Origin of the sequence: Mycolicibacterium peregrinum, from assembly GCF_001665625.1 — a bacterium.
Lineage (GTDB): Bacteria > Actinomycetota > Actinomycetes > Mycobacteriales > Mycobacteriaceae > Mycobacterium > Mycobacterium peregrinum_B.
This window is the reverse complement of sequence record NZ_LZSY01000102.1, coordinates 1-16,852: the sequence shown is the minus strand read 5'-3', so window position 1 is coordinate 16,852 and position 16,852 is coordinate 1. Positions and strand designations below refer to the sequence as shown.

The 16,852-nt window shown below is 67.3% G+C and carries 8 protein-coding genes; 3 read left to right on the top strand and 5 right to left on the bottom strand.

Translation table 11 applies throughout. The annotated features are described in order from the left end of the window. Nucleotides 1-13: 13 nt before the first annotated feature. Nucleotides 14-4,075, top strand: a complete 4,062-nt coding sequence (locus A5779_RS14660) for a bifunctional nitrate reductase/sulfite reductase flavoprotein subunit alpha (RefSeq protein ID WP_064883050.1) — start codon at nt 14-16, stop codon at nt 4,073-4,075. Nucleotides 4,076-4,095: 20 nt separating this feature from the next. Here the strand turns inward: A5779_RS14660 and A5779_RS14655 are convergent, their stop codons facing one another. The 3 genes from A5779_RS14655 to A5779_RS14645 form a co-directional block, all read right to left on the bottom strand. Then, complete coding sequence (locus A5779_RS14655) at nt 4,096-6,696, bottom strand: LuxR C-terminal-related transcriptional regulator (protein ID WP_064883147.1); 2,601 nt, start codon at nt 6,694-6,696, stop codon at nt 4,096-4,098. Between the two features lie 122 nt (nt 6,697-6,818). Further along, nucleotides 6,819-7,934, bottom strand: a complete 1,116-nt coding sequence (locus tag A5779_RS14650) for a catalase family protein (protein ID WP_064883048.1) — start codon at nt 7,932-7,934, stop codon at nt 6,819-6,821. Nucleotides 7,935-7,954: 20 nt separating this feature from the next. Next, complete coding sequence (locus A5779_RS14645; RefSeq protein WP_064883046.1) at nt 7,955-9,817, bottom strand: peroxidase family protein; 1,863 nt, start codon at nt 9,815-9,817, stop codon at nt 7,955-7,957. A gap of 263 nt (nt 9,818-10,080) precedes the next feature. On the opposite strand from A5779_RS14645, the gene A5779_RS14640 reads away from it, so the two are divergent. Together A5779_RS14640 and A5779_RS14635 are read left to right on the top strand one after the other, a co-directional pair. Next, the gene (locus A5779_RS14640; protein ID WP_064883044.1) at nt 10,081-11,466 is read left to right on the top strand and encodes a hemopexin repeat-containing protein; all 1,386 of its coding nucleotides are present in this window, start codon (nt 10,081-10,083) and stop codon (nt 11,464-11,466) included. A gap of 9 nt (nt 11,467-11,475) precedes the next feature. Beyond that, complete coding sequence (locus tag A5779_RS14635) at nt 11,476-12,894, top strand: aminotransferase class III-fold pyridoxal phosphate-dependent enzyme (RefSeq protein WP_064883042.1); 1,419 nt, start codon at nt 11,476-11,478, stop codon at nt 12,892-12,894. A 20-nt stretch (nt 12,895-12,914) separates the two neighbouring features. Here A5779_RS14635 and car read toward each other — a convergent pair whose 3' ends face one another. Both car and A5779_RS14625 read right to left on the bottom strand, forming a co-directional pair. Next, complete coding sequence (gene car, locus A5779_RS14630) at nt 12,915-16,349, bottom strand: carboxylic acid reductase (protein WP_110777326.1); 3,435 nt, start codon at nt 16,347-16,349, stop codon at nt 12,915-12,917. Continuing rightward, nucleotides 16,301-16,687: a hypothetical protein gene (locus A5779_RS14625; RefSeq protein ID WP_064883040.1), complete on the bottom strand. Its 387-nt coding sequence runs from the start codon at nt 16,685-16,687 to the stop codon at nt 16,301-16,303. Before A5779_RS14625 ends, car begins: the two co-directional genes overlap by 49 nt. Nucleotides 16,688-16,852: the final 165 nt, after the last annotated feature.

Genomic DNA, 16,852 nt, shown 5'->3' with positions numbered 1-16,852 from the left:
GCACTATGGGGGCATGGCGGACGACGCGGGACCGGGTTCGATCCCGGGCAAGCAACAACGGACTGCGTGTTCGTACTGTGGCGTCGGCTGCGGTATCGAGGTCACCACCAGGGTCGATGACGGCCGGACTGTGATCGCCCGAGTCAGTGGCGACAAGCTGCATCCCACGAATTTCGGCCGGCTGTGCACCAAGGGGGCGATGCACGCCGAGCTGATGGCCGCCGACGAAGACCGGCTCACGTCTGCTTTGCTGCGGCCCTCCCGTTCGGATGAACTGCTGCCGACTCCGGTGGACGACGCGGTAGCCGAGGCGGGCCGCCGACTGCGGGCCATCGTCGCCGAGCACGGTCCCGACGCCGTCGCCCTCTATGTGTCCGGCCAGATGACGCTGGAGGCGCAGTACCTGGCCACCAAGCTCGCCAAGGGCTTCCTGCGTACCGTGCACATCGAATCGAATTCCCGGTTGTGCATGGCCAGCGCGGGCACCGGGTTCAAGCAATCGCTGGGCGCAGATGGGCCGCCGGGTTCCTACACCGACTTCGACCGGGCCGACCTGTTCTTCGTCACCGGCGCGAACATGGCCGATTGCCATCCGATTCTGTTCCTGCGCATGGCGGATCGGCTCAAGGCCGGCGCCAAGCTCATCGTCGTGGACCCACGGCGGACGGCGACCGCCGAACGCGCCGATCTGTTCTTGCAGATCAAGCCGGGAACCGATCTGGCCCTGCTGAACGGCCTGTTGCACCTGCTGCTAGAAGACGGTGCCATCGACCACGACTTCATCGCCGAACACACCACGGGGTGGGAGGCGATGCCGGAATTTCTGGCCGACTACCCACCGGCCCGGGTCGCCGAGATCACCGGCATCCCCGAAGCCGACATCCGCACCGCCGCAGCGATGATCGCCGAGGCCGGGGAGTGGATGAGCTGCTGGACCATGGGCCTCAACCAGAGCACGCACGGAACGTGGAACACCAACGCCATCTGCAACCTGCACCTGGCCACCGGCGCGATCTGCCGCCCGGGCAGTGGCCCGATGTCGCTGACCGGTCAGCCCAATGCCATGGGCGGCCGGGAGATGGGCTACATGGGACCGGGTCTGCCCGGGCAGCGCTCGGTAGTCGCGGCCGATGACCGGACGTTTGTCGAGACGCAGTGGGGCGTCGACCCCGGCACCATCCGTTCCGAGGTGGGCCCGGGCACCATCGGCATGTTCGAGCAGATGGAGCAGGGCCTGATCAAGGCCTGCTGGATCATCTGTACCAATCCCGTTGCCAGCGTGGCCAACCGGAAGACCGTGATCAACGGCTTGGAGGCCGCCGAGCTGGTCGTCGTCCAGGACGCCTACCGGTCCACCGCCACCAATCACTACGCCGACATCCTGCTGCCCGCGGCGTTGTGGGCGGAATCTGAAGGCGTCATGGTCAACTCGGAACGCAACCTCACCCTGCTGTCCCCGTCGGTCGCCCCGCTGGGGCAGGCCCGGCCGGACTGGCAGCTGATCTGCCAGGTGGCTGCGCACCTTGGCTTCGCCGAACACTTCGATTACCAGTCGGCCGAAGAGATCTTCGCCGAGATCCGCGGGTTCGCGAACCCGAAGACCGGATACGACCTGCGGGGTGCGGGCTACGCAAGGTTGCGCGAGACCCCGCTGCAGTGGCCGGTCCCTCCGGTCGACGGGCCCGGCGGTGCGGAGGACCGGCACCCGATCCGCTACCTCAACGACGGCGTGAGCCAGGACCTGTTCGTCGACGCCGACGGTCACCGCCCTCGGCTGGCCTTCGCGACGCCGTCGCGGCGGGCCGTCTTTCATCCCCGTCCGCACATGGATGCCGCGGAACTACCCGATGACGACTATCCGATGGTGCTCAACACCGGCCGGCTGCAACACCAATGGCACACCATGACCAAGACCGGCAAGGTGGACAAGCTCAACAAGCTCAATCCCGCGCCGTTCGTCGAAATCCACCCGCTGGACGCCTTGGAACTCGACATCGTGGAGGGGCAGCCGGTCGAATTGACGTCCCGGCGTGGCCGCGCGGTGCTCCCCGCAGTGCTGTCGGACCGGGTGCGGCCGGGCAACTGCTTCGCACCGTTTCACTGGAACGACGAACACGGCGAGTACTTGACGGTGAACGCCGTGACCAACGACGCCGTCGACCCGGACTCGCTGCAGCCGGAGTTCAAGGTGTGCGCGGTCAGCCTGCGTCCGGTCCGGTCGGTCGACGGCACCCCGGCGGTGCATCCGCTCGCCGCGGAGATGGGTCTGGGTGCGGTGCACAAGCCGGCGCTGAGCCAGGATGAAAAGATCTACCTGGCAGGGTTTTTCACCGGGCTGCCGGACGCTCCCATGGGCGTTCCGGTGCTTCCGGCGGCGGCGCCGCTGAGCGCCAGGGCGCGGCTGTGGGTGGACGGAGTGCTGGCCGGTCGCTACTCACGGGCCGGAGACGGTGTGCCGAGCGACCGGCCGGCACCCGGTGGGCCGCTGGTGTTGTGGGCCTCGCAGACGGGCACCGCCGAGGAATTCGCAGCCGGGTTGGCGGGCCGCATCGACGGGGCGTCGTTGGTCAACATGGACGACCTCGCACTGGCCGACCTGGCCGCCGCTCGCGACATCCTGGTGGTCACCAGTACATTCGGTGACGGTGGCCCACCGGACAACGGTGCCGACTTCTGGAGCCGGCTACAGGCCCCGGATGCGCCTCAGTTGCACGGGGTTCGCTATGCGGTGCTCGGCCTCGGCGACAAGGCGTACGACAACTTCTGCGGACACGCCAAATCGCTCGACCGGCGGCTCGCCGATCTGGGTGCCACCAAGTTGCTCGAGCGCGCAGAATGCGAGTCCTACGATGACGAGCCGATGCGGCGCTGGGCCGATTCGGTCACGACGGCGCTTACCGGTGCGACGCCCGCCCCGGCGGTCGTCGGCGGCGGTATCCGAACTGTCATCCCCACCGAGCCCGACGAATTCACCAGGGCCAAACCGATTCTGGCTGCCCTGGCGCGCAACCAGCTGTTGACGACGCCGAGCGCGGCGAAAGAGGTGCGCCAGTTCGGCTTCGACATCTCCGAGTACGACGTGAGCTATTCGGTCGGTGACTCCCTGGGCGTCTACGCCAGTAACGATCCGGCCGTGGTCGACTCTTGGCTGGCGGCCACCGCGCTGAATCCGCACTCGGAGATCGAGGTCGACGGTGTCGAGCAGTCACTGCGGGATGCCCTCATCTCGTCGTATGACATCTGCCGCGTGACCCCGGACTTGTTGCGGTTTGTTGCCGATTCCAGCCCGGACCGCTCCGCGGCCAAGATTCTGCGCAATTCCGGTGAGCGGCGCAGTAACTGGTTGCGTAACCGCAACGGTCTCGACATCGTGACCGAGTTCGCGGTGCACGCCGAACCCGAGCAGTGGCAGGAGGTTCTGGTCCGGCTGACCCCACGCAGCTACTCGATCTCGTCGAGTCCGCTGGTGAGCCCGCACGAGGTGCAATTGACCGTGTCGATGGTGCGCTACCGCGGGCCGGGCGGCGCTGCTCGGGGCGGGGTGTGTTCCACTTTTCTCGCCGACCGGGCAGCCGCGGCGCCGGTGTTCCTCCAGCGCTCGCCGCATTTCCGTCCGCCAGAGGACGCGGACACGCCCATGATCATGGTCGGCCCGGGTACCGGCGTAGCGCCGTTCCGGGGCTTCTTGCAGGAGCGCCGGGCGCTGGGTCACGGTGGTCGCAACTGGTTGTTCTTCGGCGATCAGCACCGCCGGGAGAACTTCTACTATCGGGATGACCTGGAGGACATGGTCGATGACGGCTTCTTGAGCCGCCTGGACCTGGCGTTCTCCCGCGATCAGGCCGACCGGGTGTATGTGCAGCACAAGATGCTGGACCGCGGGGCCGAGGTGTGGCGGTGGCTGGACGACGGCGCCCACTTCTACGTCTGCGGTGACGCCGCCCGGATGGCCAAGGATGTCGACGCCACGCTGACGACGATCCTGCGCACTCACGGCGGGATGACCGAAGATGCCGCGCGCGACTACAAGCGGGAACTGGTTGCCCAGAAGCGGTATGTCCGCGACGTCTATTGAGGCGGGCTATCGGGCTCGCTTCATTGAGCCAGGTCGTTCCACACGATCTTGGCGAGTTCGTCGCGGTCGGCCACCCCGAGCTTGATGCAGGCGCGGTAGATATGGCCCTCCACGGTGCGGACCGAGACGGTCAGTCGTTCGGCGATGTCGCGATTCGACATTCCCTGGGCGACCAGACCGGCCACCTCGCGTTCGCGTCCGGTCACCGGCAGGGGCCGGGCGGCCGATCGAATCGCCGGGGTGGCCGCACCGCCGCTCTTGGACGCCAATTGCAGTGCGTGCGCGGCAGATTCGGTGCTGTTTCGGCGGTGACCGGCCTTGTCGTGCAGCGGTACCGCCTGGGCCGCGGCATCGGCCGCCGACAGCAGCAGGCCGGCCTCCTCGAACGCGGCGGCCACCTTGTCCAGCTCGGCGGCGTCGGCGGCGGCCACCGCGGCGGCATGCCGCGCGTAGAGGGCCGGCAGCGGGCCGTCGACCCGGTCCACCAGGTCCTGCAGGCGACGGGTCACACTGCGGTCACCGAAGCGTGCCGCGCTGTGCAATGCCTCGGCCTCGACCGCGAACTGGCCGGAGGAATGCGCCGCATCGGCGGCTGTCCGCGCGAGGTCGATCGCCGAGCGGTGCCCGCCCTTGGCGGCGGCCAGCCAGGCCTTGGCGATCATCCGGAGCGGCTCGTGCAGCGCCATGAACTCGCCCGAGTGTTCCTCGGCGTCCTCGAGTACCCGTTCCGCGTCGGCGGGGTTGCCCACCCCGGCGTAGGCGCGGGCCAGCAGTAGCCGGCCGGGCAGTTGCCAGGGCAGGGAGCTCTCGGCGTTGAGCGCGGCCAGGGCCTGCTCGATGGCCCGGATCGCGTCGCGGAATCGGCCGCTGTGGGTCGCGGCCACGCCGTCCATGATCTTGGCGATCGCCCAGCCGGCGAACTGGCCGGCCGAGGAGAACTCGGTGTATTCCGTGGCGCGTTGCTGGGCCAGTTCGAGCTGACCGGTGTAGGCCAGGGCCAGCACCTCGCCGTAGAACACCATGATCCGGACCATGCCGTCGGTGGTCTTGCGCTGAGCGCGGCACCGCGACGCGATGGGCAGGAAATCGTTGCCCCGGCCCACCAGCGGCATCGACAGGCCTGCGGCGAACGCCGCGAAATCCACGGCCTGCCGGGGTGCCTCGGGGTTCGCCAGGACCCGTTCGGCGATCTCGAGGCCTTCGGGGATCTTGTTCTGGTGTACGGCCATACCCGCGCCGGTGGCGTCGACGATCAGTCGCAGGGTCGGATGGGTGACCCGGTCCTGCAGGAGGGCCTGCACCTGAGCGGCCCGCGTCACGTCGCCCTGGGACCAGAACAGGTTGGACACCCGTGGAATGCCCCATTGCACAAGTTCCATCTCGTTGAGGTCTGCGGGCGAGAACTGCTCGAGGATGCTGTCGGCCTGTGCCGGCTGACCCTGCCACAACAACGCGCGGGACAGCAGTGCGGCCGCGCCGAGTCCGCCGCCGTGGTCGAAGGCGGCTCGGGCCAGTTTCTCCCCGAGCGGGAGGTTGGACAGGAAGACCGCGTCCTTGGCGGCGGTGATGAGCAGTTCGATGTCGGTGCCCTGGTCGCTCTCGATGGCCAACTCTGCCAACTTGATTCGGCTCGCAGGGGAGTCGAGGTTGCGTTCGTGCAGGATCTTGGCGATGCGACCCCGCAACTTCCGGGCCGACGCAGTGCCGACCCGGCGGCGCACCGCCTCACCGAACAGCGGGTGGCTGAAGCGAACGTTGATCTGGCGGTCGTCGGCGACGATCCGGATCAGGCCGCGCATCTCGGCCGTGTCCACCGCGTCCTCGCCGGCCAGTTCTGCCAGCGCATCGATATCCAGTGGCTCGCACAGCGACAGCAACTTCAGCGCGTGCAGCACATCCTCGCCGGCGTGCGCCAGGCGTTCGTCGAGCAGTTCGACGAGCCCGGAGGGAATGACGGTGGGGCCGCGGAACTGCCACACCCCGTTGACCTTGGTCAGGGTGCCGGCGTCGACCGCACCCTCGACCATGTTGCGCAGGAACAGTGGGTTGCCACCAGAGGTCTCCCACATCACGTCGGCGCTGAGCCCCTCCAGCGTGCCGCCGAGGACGGTTTCGATGAGGGCGATGCTCTGCTGCTTGGTGAACGGGTTGAGTTCGAAGCGCTGGAGGTAGCCGTCCTTCCACAGTGAGGTGACCGCATCGGGCACCGGCTCACCGCTGCGCACGGTGGCCACCACGTGGCCCGAGCGCTCCACGGCGATCTGATGCAACAGTGTCGCCGACAACTGGTCCAGCAGATGCGCGTCGTCGATCCCCACGATGGTGTCGCCGTCGGCCACAAGCGATTCGCGTGCCGACCCGATGAGGGCGATGGGGTCGCGTGACCCCGACGACGACACCCAGTGGGCGAACGCGCCGAGGGGGATGCTGCGCGACGATTCGGTGCACGCGGTCCAGTGCACCTTCCGGCTCAACGATGCGGTGACCGTGCGCGCCAAGGTGGTCTTGCCGACTCCTGCGGCTCCGACAAGCACGACTCCGCAGCTGTCCGTCCCGCTGAGGGCGGCCCGAATGGCCTCGTGCTCGGCGGGCCGGTCCAAAAGCTGCCACTGACCAGGCATGAATCCTGAGTCTAGGGCCACCGGGCCCGGATCGCTGCCGAACAGAGGGTCGACGGGGCTTCGGTTGTCGGTCGTAGGGGCGAATGTTCTTCCCATTGCAAGTATTTCCCGTTCGCTGGGGGTCAGTCCGGCAGTTCGACGATGTCGAAGGGCTCGTGCCGGTCGATGCGATTCATCTTGTGCCGGAAGTCGCTCGATGCCTCATATACCTTGCGCTTCAGCCGATTGATGGATCCCAGTGGGCGATGTGCCTCAAGGCCGCGCCACGAGTTGAACGAGAGCACGTCGTCGCCGTAGGCGCGGCGCAGCGCGCTGTACGGGTTCTGCTGGGGAAACACCACCTTGGCCACCGGAAGATATGGGGATTTCCAGGGTTTCGTGGCGTCCTCGATCGGCATCTGCTTCTCGTCCAGACACAGTTGCACGCTGAACGTGTACTCGGCGGGGTGCTTTTCGAAGAACGCCATGATCAGATCGCGGTGCTCGTCCTGTCCTGGATTGCGCGGAAGGGTCTGGTCGGCAAGCGCTTTCACCTCCGGTGAGGTCGGCTCGTACTTGAAACGTGCCACGTAGTCGCCGTACCGGATCGGGGCGGAGGAGTAGAACGTCTCGCCCAGGATGGGACGGTTCGGGGCGATGAACACCGCCAGATTCGGCGGTATCGGCAGGCCGATCTTCTTGAGCGCGCTGAGCAGTTCGCTGCCTGCCCACAGCGCGCCGTCGGACAACCGGGCGAGCAGGGTCGCGCTCAGCATCCCCAGTTTGCGGTAGGCGTGCGCATCGGCGAACAGGAATTCTTCGTGGGTGACGAGCACGAAGTCCTGCGTGACATTCGATTCGTCCTGCGGGTCTTTCATGGCGCGCTCGCCTTGCACCCCGATGGCCTTGATACCGAGTCCGCGCACCCCGCGGTTGCGGTCGCTGCGCAGCACCCCGGAGGTGGTCGAGATACGGGCGATCACCGGGTAGCTGCGTGCTTCGGCGAACATGCCCTGGGCGAGCATGTCCGGCAGATCCGGGTTGACGATGAGTTCGCCGCGCAGGATGGCGTGGCTCTTGGCATGTGCGTCACGAAGCCCGTGCTTGAACTTCTTGTAGGCCCGCTCGTTGTTCTTGTGCAAAGACCCGATGATCTTCTCGATGTCCTGGGCCTCGTCCGCCCTGGGCTGCTCGAGATTCTCGCGGTAGGGAACCGGGCTCAGGCTTTCGACGATCCGACGTACGTCGGCGGCGGTCATGGCTGGGGTCGTCGATGAGGTCATGCGGACGCCTTTCTGATGGGTGAGACACAGGTCCAGGGAGCGAACGGGTTGGCCACACCGGCCAGGGCGGGGGCCAGTTCGGGAAAGTGGCGCAACAACACCGAGCGCATGTTGTTTTCCCGCACCCAGTTCATGCCGGCGACGGTGTAGGTCTCGTCACGGAAGTCGGTGGTGAAGAAGCGGTCGCTTTCCAGCCGGCGGGTGGCCATCAGGATGAAGACCCGAAATGCGGTGTCGCTGAAGCCGAATCCGGGTGGTTTGGGCTCCGCGTACAGGCCGATCACCAGGTCCACGAGGTCCACGTCGTCGTCGTAGATCTCGCGTAGTTCGGCCGCCAGCGCGGTGTCACCGGTCAGCTCCTCGAACGTCGTCACCGGCTTGAGTCGGAACAGCTTCCGGAACTCGTTGTACCGCGGCACACCTCGTTCCCGGCAGCGGATCAGATCGATCGTGGCAAGGTCGATCAGGGTGCCGTCCACCCGGTGCATGTGCTGCAGATGCCTGGGGAAGTTGTGCAGCGACAGTGCGCCCGGATGTGCTCGGCCGAAGGAATAGAAGAGGTCGGACATCGGGGTTTCGGTCAGTCGGGCACGCACATTGAGCACCGACAGCTCGGGTAGCTCGTGCCGGGCGGTGACATGGTCGTCGGCCAGCGCGCGGAACGTGAACTCGTCGGGGATCAACGGGTGCATCCGATACACCGCCACGAATTCCTCGGTCAACGAGTACGGCACCCCGTGATGGGTGGTGGGCGAGCCGGGGATGCCGTGCAGCAGGGGACTGCTGCTGACGCGCCCGAAGCTTCGCCTGAACCGGGGGCCCAGCTTCTCGCCCAGCAGTCCGAACCAGTTGACCCGCATGGCCGTCACCGTTGTCGGGTGCGCGATGATGGCCGGCGTCCAGTCCACGGTGTGGATCTTCGCCATCAATGCGGAGTTGACGAGCCGCGCCTTGTCGTAGAGCTGTTGGCCGGTGAGGTACGGGTACTTCTGCGCCAGGTGGTCGCAGATGGCGTTGTGCTCACGCATGAACAGCGAGTGGAGCAGGGCCAGGCCCACCCAGAAGTTCCCCGCGGTGCCGGTGAGATCGGCGGTGGCCTCGACCTCGACGGGCGGCAGGCCGGACTCGTCGATGCGAAGTTTGCCGCCGTCGGGTGCACGCAGGGCGCCGGCGAATGCCGGTGTGGTCCCGTAGATCTGGGAGGCGTCCCACCAGTGCGACTCCTGGGTGACGAAGGCGGGCGGGCCGGCCGCACCGGGATGAGGGTCCGGCGGTGTGCGTTCGACGCGCATCGGCCGCTGTGGCCATGGATCGTCGTCGCGTAGCGGCACCACCCAGGGTCGGGTGGCGAGCGAGCCGTGGGCGAACCAGTCGTGCACCTCGAACTGAATCCACGCGGCGGCCAGCAAGTTCAGCGTGGTCGCGGGCTGAAAACTGTCGCGGGTCAGCAGGGTGCGGCTGATCAGCCGGGGATTGGGGTCGAGCAGCCGCTGGTCGGATTCCGGATAGGAGTGTTCGGGCGGGACGTTGCGGCCGAACCGGCAACCCACGGAGCCCATGCCCGGGTCTTTGAGGTCGTTGTAGGACCCGTCGCGGGTGCGGGCGCCCAGATAGTTGCCGGCCTCGGCGGGACTGCCCGGCGGGATCGGGCCCGGTTCGGCGGCATACAGATTCGACGTTCGCAGCTGATGGCGCAGTCCGATCAGGACGGCCAGCCCGATCGCCTTGGGTAGGCGGGGCCAGCCCACCGTCTGATCGATGTACTGGGCGACCCGGGCCGCGAGGGTGGCCGTCAGCGATCGCGACCGGGACCAGACAGCGGCGACGAACGCTGATGTCTGTCTCGCCGTGGTCAGCATCCGTCGTTTCCCTCCGGCCGAAATATCGAGCCTGTCGGCCTCGATTGTTGTTCACGGAAGCAGAAATGACATGAGTAGTCGGCTACTCGAACCCGTGCGGCGGACGAGGCGGCCCGCGCGCAGTCACCGGCAGGTCACGGGGTGCGTCCCGGTTCAGGACGCCCCGAATACAGGTAGCGCTCCACTCGTGTGGTCGCGCGCTGCTCCGTCCTAGGTTCGGCGTTGGCACACCGATCACGTCCGGAACCGAAGGAGGGACGACGATGACATTCATACCGTGCACGATCAAGGGGTTGCCGGCCGAGAAAGTGGTCGCCTCCGCGGAGGCGGCCGTCGAGGTCAATCCGGCGAACGCGCCCAACATCACCGGGCTGTCCGCGGACGACCTACCGTCGCGGGAGCATCTGGCGGTCATGACCAACAAGCGCTGGAGCGCCGGTGGTGTCCGCCTCACGGTCGGTTTTCTCGACTCCCCGCCGGCCGACTTGCAGCGCCGAATTCTGGCCCATATGAACGCGTGGGGAGCCTGGGCCAACGTCAGGTTCGTGGCGTCCGCCGTGGACCCTCAGGTGCGGATCGCGCGCGTTGCCGACGACGGCTACTGGTCGTACCTCGGTACCGACATCCTGCTTGCCGCGGCGAACGAGCAGACCATGAACCTCGAGGGCTTCACGATGAACACGCCCGAGTCGGAGTTCCACCGGGTGGTGCGGCACGAGACGGGCCACACCCTCGGCTTCCCACATGAGCACCGGCGCAAGGCGATCGTCGACCGCATCGACCGCGAGAAGGCCATCACCCTGTTCATGGCGACCCAGGGGTGGTCGCGTGAGGAGGTGATCGAGCAGGTACTGACTCCGTTCGACGTCTCGGCGTTGACCGCGACCAACGAGACCGACGAGAACTCGATCATGTGCTACGACCTGCCCGGGTCGATCATGACCGATGGGATCGCCGTGCCGGGCGGAACCGACATCGACAACCTGGACGCCCAGTTCGCGGCCAGCCTGTACCCGGGCCCGGTTTCCCCGAGCTCGGTGTGGCCCAACGGCAAGTTGTACTTCTTCAACGGGTCGCAGTACGCGCGGTTCGACGACGCGAAAGGCAAGACCGACCCCGGCTATCCGCTGCCGATCGCCGGATTCTGGACCGGGTTCCCGGCCGACTTCGCCGATGGCATCGACGCGGACGTCCTGTGGACGAACGGCAAGGCCTATTTCTTCAAGGGCAGTCGATACATCCGCTTCGATCTGCCGACCGACAAGGTGGATCCCGGCTATCCGATGGACATCTCGGCGAGTTGGCCGGGGGTGTGGCCGGATGGCTTCGACGCGGTAGTGGTGTGGCCCAACAGCAAGGCCTATTTCTTCAAGGGCTCGGAGTACCTGCGCTATGACATCGCCACCGACCAGGTGGATGCGGGCTATCCCAAGCCGATCAAGGACAACTGGGCGCCGAACCTGCCGACCGAATATGAGAGCGGCATCGACCATGCGGTGATCAGGAACAACGGCAAGGCCTATTTCTTCAAGGGATCGCAGTACATCCGCTACGACATCGCAACCTCGCGGGTGGACAACGGCTATCCGAAGCAAGTGGCCGGCAACTGGCCGGGGTTGTGGGCCGACGGGGTCGGCCGACCGGACTAGCGGTGCCGGATGAACCCGACGACGGGCACCGTGAACCCGCAGGTGCCCTTCACCACCCGGACGCTCATGCTCGATCCGACCGGGCTGAACCGGCGATTGAGCGAACTCGAATGTATCGGCGAACTCACCCGTCGGCAACCGAAAACCATTGGTGCCGTGGCCCGCCGCGCGCGCACCGGTGTTCACAACCACTACGTCGACGGTATGCCCCGGGTCCTGCCGATGATCGTGGCATGGGCGCGCGGCGCGCACGTGGCCGACCTCGACGGCAACGAGTTCATCGACCTCGACAACGGGCGTGGGGCCAACATCCTCGGCCATGCGGCCCCGGTCGTGACCGACGCGCTGCGGTGCGCCCTCGGCGACGGCCTGTCGTTTGCGGCGGGACACGAGACGGAGACCGCCCTGATGAGTCTGCTGCTGGCCGCCGTCGGGTGGGCCGACGGCGGATTCTTCAGCAGTTCCGGCACCGAAGCGACGATGCACGCGCTCAAGCTGGCCCGTGCCTACACCCGGCGCCCGCTGATCGCGATGTTCGACCAGTGCTATCACGGCCACCACACCGACGTTCTGGCCGCACGGTTGCCCGACGGGACGGTGACGCCGTCGATGCCCGGCATCCCACCGTCGGTGGCATCGTCGACGATCGTGCTGCCCTATGACCGCAGTGCATTCGCGGTGATCGAGGCGCGCGCCGCCGAACTCGCCTGTGTGATCGTCGAGCCGATCCGCTCCGGCTGGCCGCAGTTGGACCGCGAATTCCTGTCCGGGTTGCGTGAGGTGACATCACGAAACGGTGTCCTGCTCGTGTTCGATGAGGTGCTGACCGGCTTCCGGTTCCGGTTCGGAAGCGCGCTCGACGCCGGCCCCACACCCGACCTGGCGAGTTTCGGCAAGATCATCGGCGGCGGCCTGCCCATCGGAGCCACCGTGGGGCGCGCCGACATCATCGAGATGGGTGTCACCACAGGGGAACACCTTCGCGACATGCAGACCCGTACCCGGGTTCTCGGAACCTTCTGCGGCAACGTCCTGTCCTGCACGGCAGGCCTGGCCCAGCTCGCCTATCTGCGAGACCACGGCGATGCCGTGTACGCGACCACCCGGGCAGCAGCCGATCGATTCGCTGGGCACCTGCAGCGCCTCCGCGATGAAACAGGCCTTCCGATTGCGATCCGGCGTTACGAGACGCTCGTCCGTCCACTGTTCGGCACCATGGGGACCGAGGAGTTCGTCGACCTGGTGCACCCACAGCGCCATGCGGTGGCCGAATACCTGTGGACGTACTATCTGCGCGCGGCCGGGGTGCACCTTCCCGAGTTCCTGTACCCGCTGTTCACCGCCGCACACGACACCGAGGTGATGGATGCGGTTTGCGGGGCGATCACGCAATCCGTCGAGGGTCTACGGCGCGACGGGCTGTTTTGAACCGGCGAGCCCCCTATTGCTCACAGCAGGCCGCGGTGACGCAGTGCGGTGAGATACCCGTGGATGAGATCCGGTGTCAGATGGGGGACCGGGCGCGGCGCGCCACTCGACCGGAGGCACTCGCGGAATCGCTGTGTGGGAAAGGCCGATCCCGCAACGGCTTCGGCGGGCTCGGCGAACGCAGCCATGAGCGGGAGCAGGCAGTGCCGACGTTGCCGCACCGGTAGCGCGCGCATGGCCGTCTCGAAGCGGGCTGCCCACTCCCGGTGGGATTGGAGCCGAGTGATCGGATGCCCGGCCTCGACCAGCCAGTCCACGATCTCGTCGAGCGAGATGGCATCGTCGTGGTCGTTGACCACGTTGTAGGTCGCGAATCCGCCGAAGGGTCCTGGCCCGGCTGCCAGTTCCACGATGGCTGCGGCGACGAAGTCGACCGGCAGGCCGTCGTAATGCGGGCGGTTGGCCGGCTGCCGGTAGAACGAGGGCGGCGCGATCCCGGTCGCGGCAAGGCTCAACACCAGCCGGGTGAACACGTCGCCCACATTGAGGTGATCACTGAATCGGCTGTGCGCCAGGATCATCCCCGGGCGAAACACCGTCACAGACAGCCCGTGGGCGTCGTGGGCCCGGCGCAGCAGTACCTCTGCGGCCCACTTGCTGATCACATAACCGTTCGCGGGTGCTGTGTTGCGGGTACGGGCCGGGCAACCGACCCGGACATCGGCGTCCTCGGGAAGCGGCCGGCCGTCATCGGTGGTGCCTGCCGCCGCGGTGGAAACGAAGGCGAATCGCTTCGATTTGCCGGTGATCGCCAATCGGATCAGGCCCGCGGTACCAACGACGTTGGGACCGAACAGTTCCGGGTAGGGCAACAGGTGATTGACCAGGGCACCCGAATGCCCGATCAGGTCGACCGTGGCTGCCAGCCGCGACCACGTGGCACCATCCAGTCCGAGGTGCTCGTCGGTGAGATCGCCCGCGAGGACCTCCAGCCGGGATTCCGCGGGCGGGCCGAACTCGGCTTTCAACCGGCGGTGGGCATCGGCGTTGTCGGCGCCCCGGACCAGGCAGATCACCGTGCCACCGATGGGTGCCAGCCGGCGTAGCCACTCTGCGCAGAGTAGTTGTCCGAGAAAGCCGTTGGCGCCCGTCAGCAGGACCGTCCGGGGTGGGCCGGGGTTTGGGGCCACGGGCCGGTCCCGGTCGATCGTGCGCGCCTCGATGAACCGGTCCAGGGTCAGATCGCGGGCGTACACGCGGTCGGTGCACTGGCCGTGAACACCCGGGCAGGCCCGGCGGGGGATGGCGCGACGCTGTGCTTCGATCAGCGAGGCGATCCCGCTCAGGTTGCGGGTGGGATCGATGACGGCGGTGGCAGGCACCCGGGCACCGAAGATCTCGGTCAGCAGCGTTGCCAACGTCAGTGCGGTCAGGGAATCGATGCCGATGTCACTCAGGACCGTGTCGACATCGACGGTGGTGATCCCCAGGGTGGCAGCGGCGGCCAGGCGCACGGTCTCCAGCACCGGCCTGTCGGCGGCGCCCTGCCGAAGTGTGGCGAGTTCGACCGCCTGGCGATCGGCGATGTCGGCGTAGGTCTGTTCGAGCTGCTCACGGTAGTGAATGGTCAGCGCCGGTCGGGCCGGCTTGGCGGTGGCGGTGAGCAGTCCGTTGTCGACGCTGAACGGCCGGGGATCGATCAGGATGTCGCGGGGCACCTCATAGGGACGCAGAGCGTTGTCGCGGGCAATCGTCCGCAGCGATGCGAGGATGGTCGCCTTGGTGGCAGCGGGGAGACCGGGTGGCGTCTCAGGCACGACCACTGCCAGGACGAACGCGCGACGACTGCTGCCGTACACGAAGATCTGCCGGATGTACGGACTGGTGACGAACACCGACTCCAGGTGGGAGAGCGCGACGAACTCGCCTTGGGACAGCTTGACCACGTTGCTGCGGCGATCCACGAATGCCAGGTGATCCGGCCCGATCTCGGCCATGACGTCACCCGTACGGTAGTAGCCCTCGTCGTCGAAGGCCGTGTCCGTGGCGTCCGGACGGTGGTAGTACCCGGGGGTGAGGACCTCGGATTTCACGAGTAGTTCGCCGCGGGGATACGGCCGGTCGGTGCCGAAGTACCCCAGCTCGGGAATGTCGACCAGCTTGTAGTCGATCACCGGGGGACGAACCACCCGGCCGTCGTTGAGCACATTGCCGGTTTCGGTAGTGCCGTAACCGATTGCGAGGTGGATACGCAGGCACGTTTCGATGAACGTGGTGAGCTCCGCCGACAGCGGTGCGCTTCCGGACGCCGCCAGGAGCATGCGCCCGCCGAGCACGTTCTCGCGCAGGTGGGTCATCACCTGCGCGCGTACGGTTGCAGGGTCCGAAGTCGGCGCCGAACGCTGGCTGCATTCGCTCTGGTACCTGCTGTAGATCATCTCGCACACCCGGGGGATCAGCGGAAGCACCGTGGGACGCACCGCGGCGATGTCGTCGAACAAACTCGACATGTCCGGTGCGGCAGCGAAATAGGCCGTGCCGCCACTGGCCAGCGTGGTGAGCACCAGCGCCTTCCCGCCGTAGTGACTCATCGGCATGTAGTTGTAGGAAATCACCGGTATGGCAACGGAATTGCGCCAGGTTCCGGCGACCATGCGTTCGGTGTACATCGCGGCCTTGGGGGTCCCGGTGCTGCCCGACGTGTAGGACAGGCCGACGAGCCGGTCCGGGTCGGCAGGCGGCAGCGGTGGGCGTGGCGATGCTGCGGGTGGCCGTCGGAGGCCGCGCCGGATGACCTCGTCGAGCGTTTCGAACAGAATCGGGTGCCGGGACTTCGTCAACCGCAGTTGGGCCTGCTCGAAAGTGTCACCAAAATCGTCGATGTCGGCTCGATGGTCGAAGACGATGAGGCGGCGCAGTCGCGGAGCGCTGAGTGCGGCTTCGACCGCAGTAGGCAGTTGATCCGAGCTGACGGCGAGGGCCGACGCCCGGGTTTCCGCCAGCACTCTGGTCAGCTGCCCGGTTTGCGCACCGTACTGGACCGGGACCGTCACGGCACCGGTCAGGGCGCAGGCCAGGTCCACGGTGATGTAGTCGGCGCTCGCGAACCCCAATGTGCAGACGAACTCGCCTGATGAGATCGGGAATGTTTGGTGGGCAAGCCAATCCGTGGCGATCGCGTTGATCCGCTGCCAGAGATCCCGGTAGCTGATCGTGTGCGGCGCGGACCCCGCGCACCGGCCGAGTGCCGGCCGGTCTGCATAGCCGGTCATGACCGCCGCGATGATGCCGGCCAGTCCGAGACCGTCCTCACGGACTGCGGCGGACACCTCGGGAAGCGGAACGCAACTGCGGAACTGCCGGTCGGCGGCGTACAGTTCCGCAGCGCGCCCGGCCAGTTCCGCCGTCAGGTCCGTGCGCAGCGCGCGGCCGCGTACGGTGCGAGGGTCGGGCATATCGCAACGCCGAACGGTGCCGACAGGACGAAAGGCGCAGGGTCGGCCGGATCGGGGCCGAACAACCCGAACCGCGAGAACCGGGCGATCTTCGTGACACCGTCGTCGTCGAATTTCTGGTCCGGGCCCGGCGTCATCCGCAACTCGTGCAGGTTTCGCCGGTCCACCGAACCCTGCACCGGGAGGAAGGGCCGCCCCGGCGGTCGCTGGACGTACCGGATCACCCGGGGCGGCAGCTGCTCGGTGGTCGGTGTGATCAACGCGGTGGGTCTGTCCCGGACGATCGGTGCCTGCTGCATGCGAAGCGAGAACGCTCGGATGCTGGGGGATTCGGACATGGGTGACTCCGTCTGTCAGAGGTGGTAAACGGGAGTGCGGGGCCCCGGGGGCCGAGCCGGCGCCCCGGGGGGCCCCCACCGGGAGCGCCCGGCCGCCCCGCGTGCGCGTGCGGGGGGGGGGGCGGGGGGGCCCCGGGCGGGGGGAGGGGCGCCCCCCGCCCCCCG

Coding starts and splice junctions, on each gene's coding strand:
- A5779_RS14660 (WP_064883050.1), top strand. CDS start 14: ATGGCGGACGACGCGGGACCGGGTTCGATCCCGGGCAAGCAACAACGG.
- A5779_RS14655 (WP_064883147.1), bottom strand. CDS start 6,696: ATGCCTGGTCAGTGGCAGCTTTTGGACCGGCCCGCCGAGCACGAGGCC.
- A5779_RS14650 (WP_064883048.1), bottom strand. CDS start 7,934: ATGACCGCCGCCGACGTACGTCGGATCGTCGAAAGCCTGAGCCCGGTT.
- A5779_RS14645 (WP_064883046.1), bottom strand. CDS start 9,817: ATGCTGACCACGGCGAGACAGACATCAGCGTTCGTCGCCGCTGTCTGG.
- A5779_RS14640 (WP_064883044.1), top strand. CDS start 10,081: ATGACATTCATACCGTGCACGATCAAGGGGTTGCCGGCCGAGAAAGTG.
- A5779_RS14635 (WP_064883042.1), top strand. CDS start 11,476: ATGAACCCGACGACGGGCACCGTGAACCCGCAGGTGCCCTTCACCACC.
- car (WP_110777326.1), bottom strand. CDS start 16,349: ATGCCCGACCCTCGCACCGTACGCGGCCGCGCGCTGCGCACGGACCTG.
- A5779_RS14625 (WP_064883040.1), bottom strand. CDS start 16,687: ATGTCCGAATCCCCCAGCATCCGAGCGTTCTCGCTTCGCATGCAGCAG.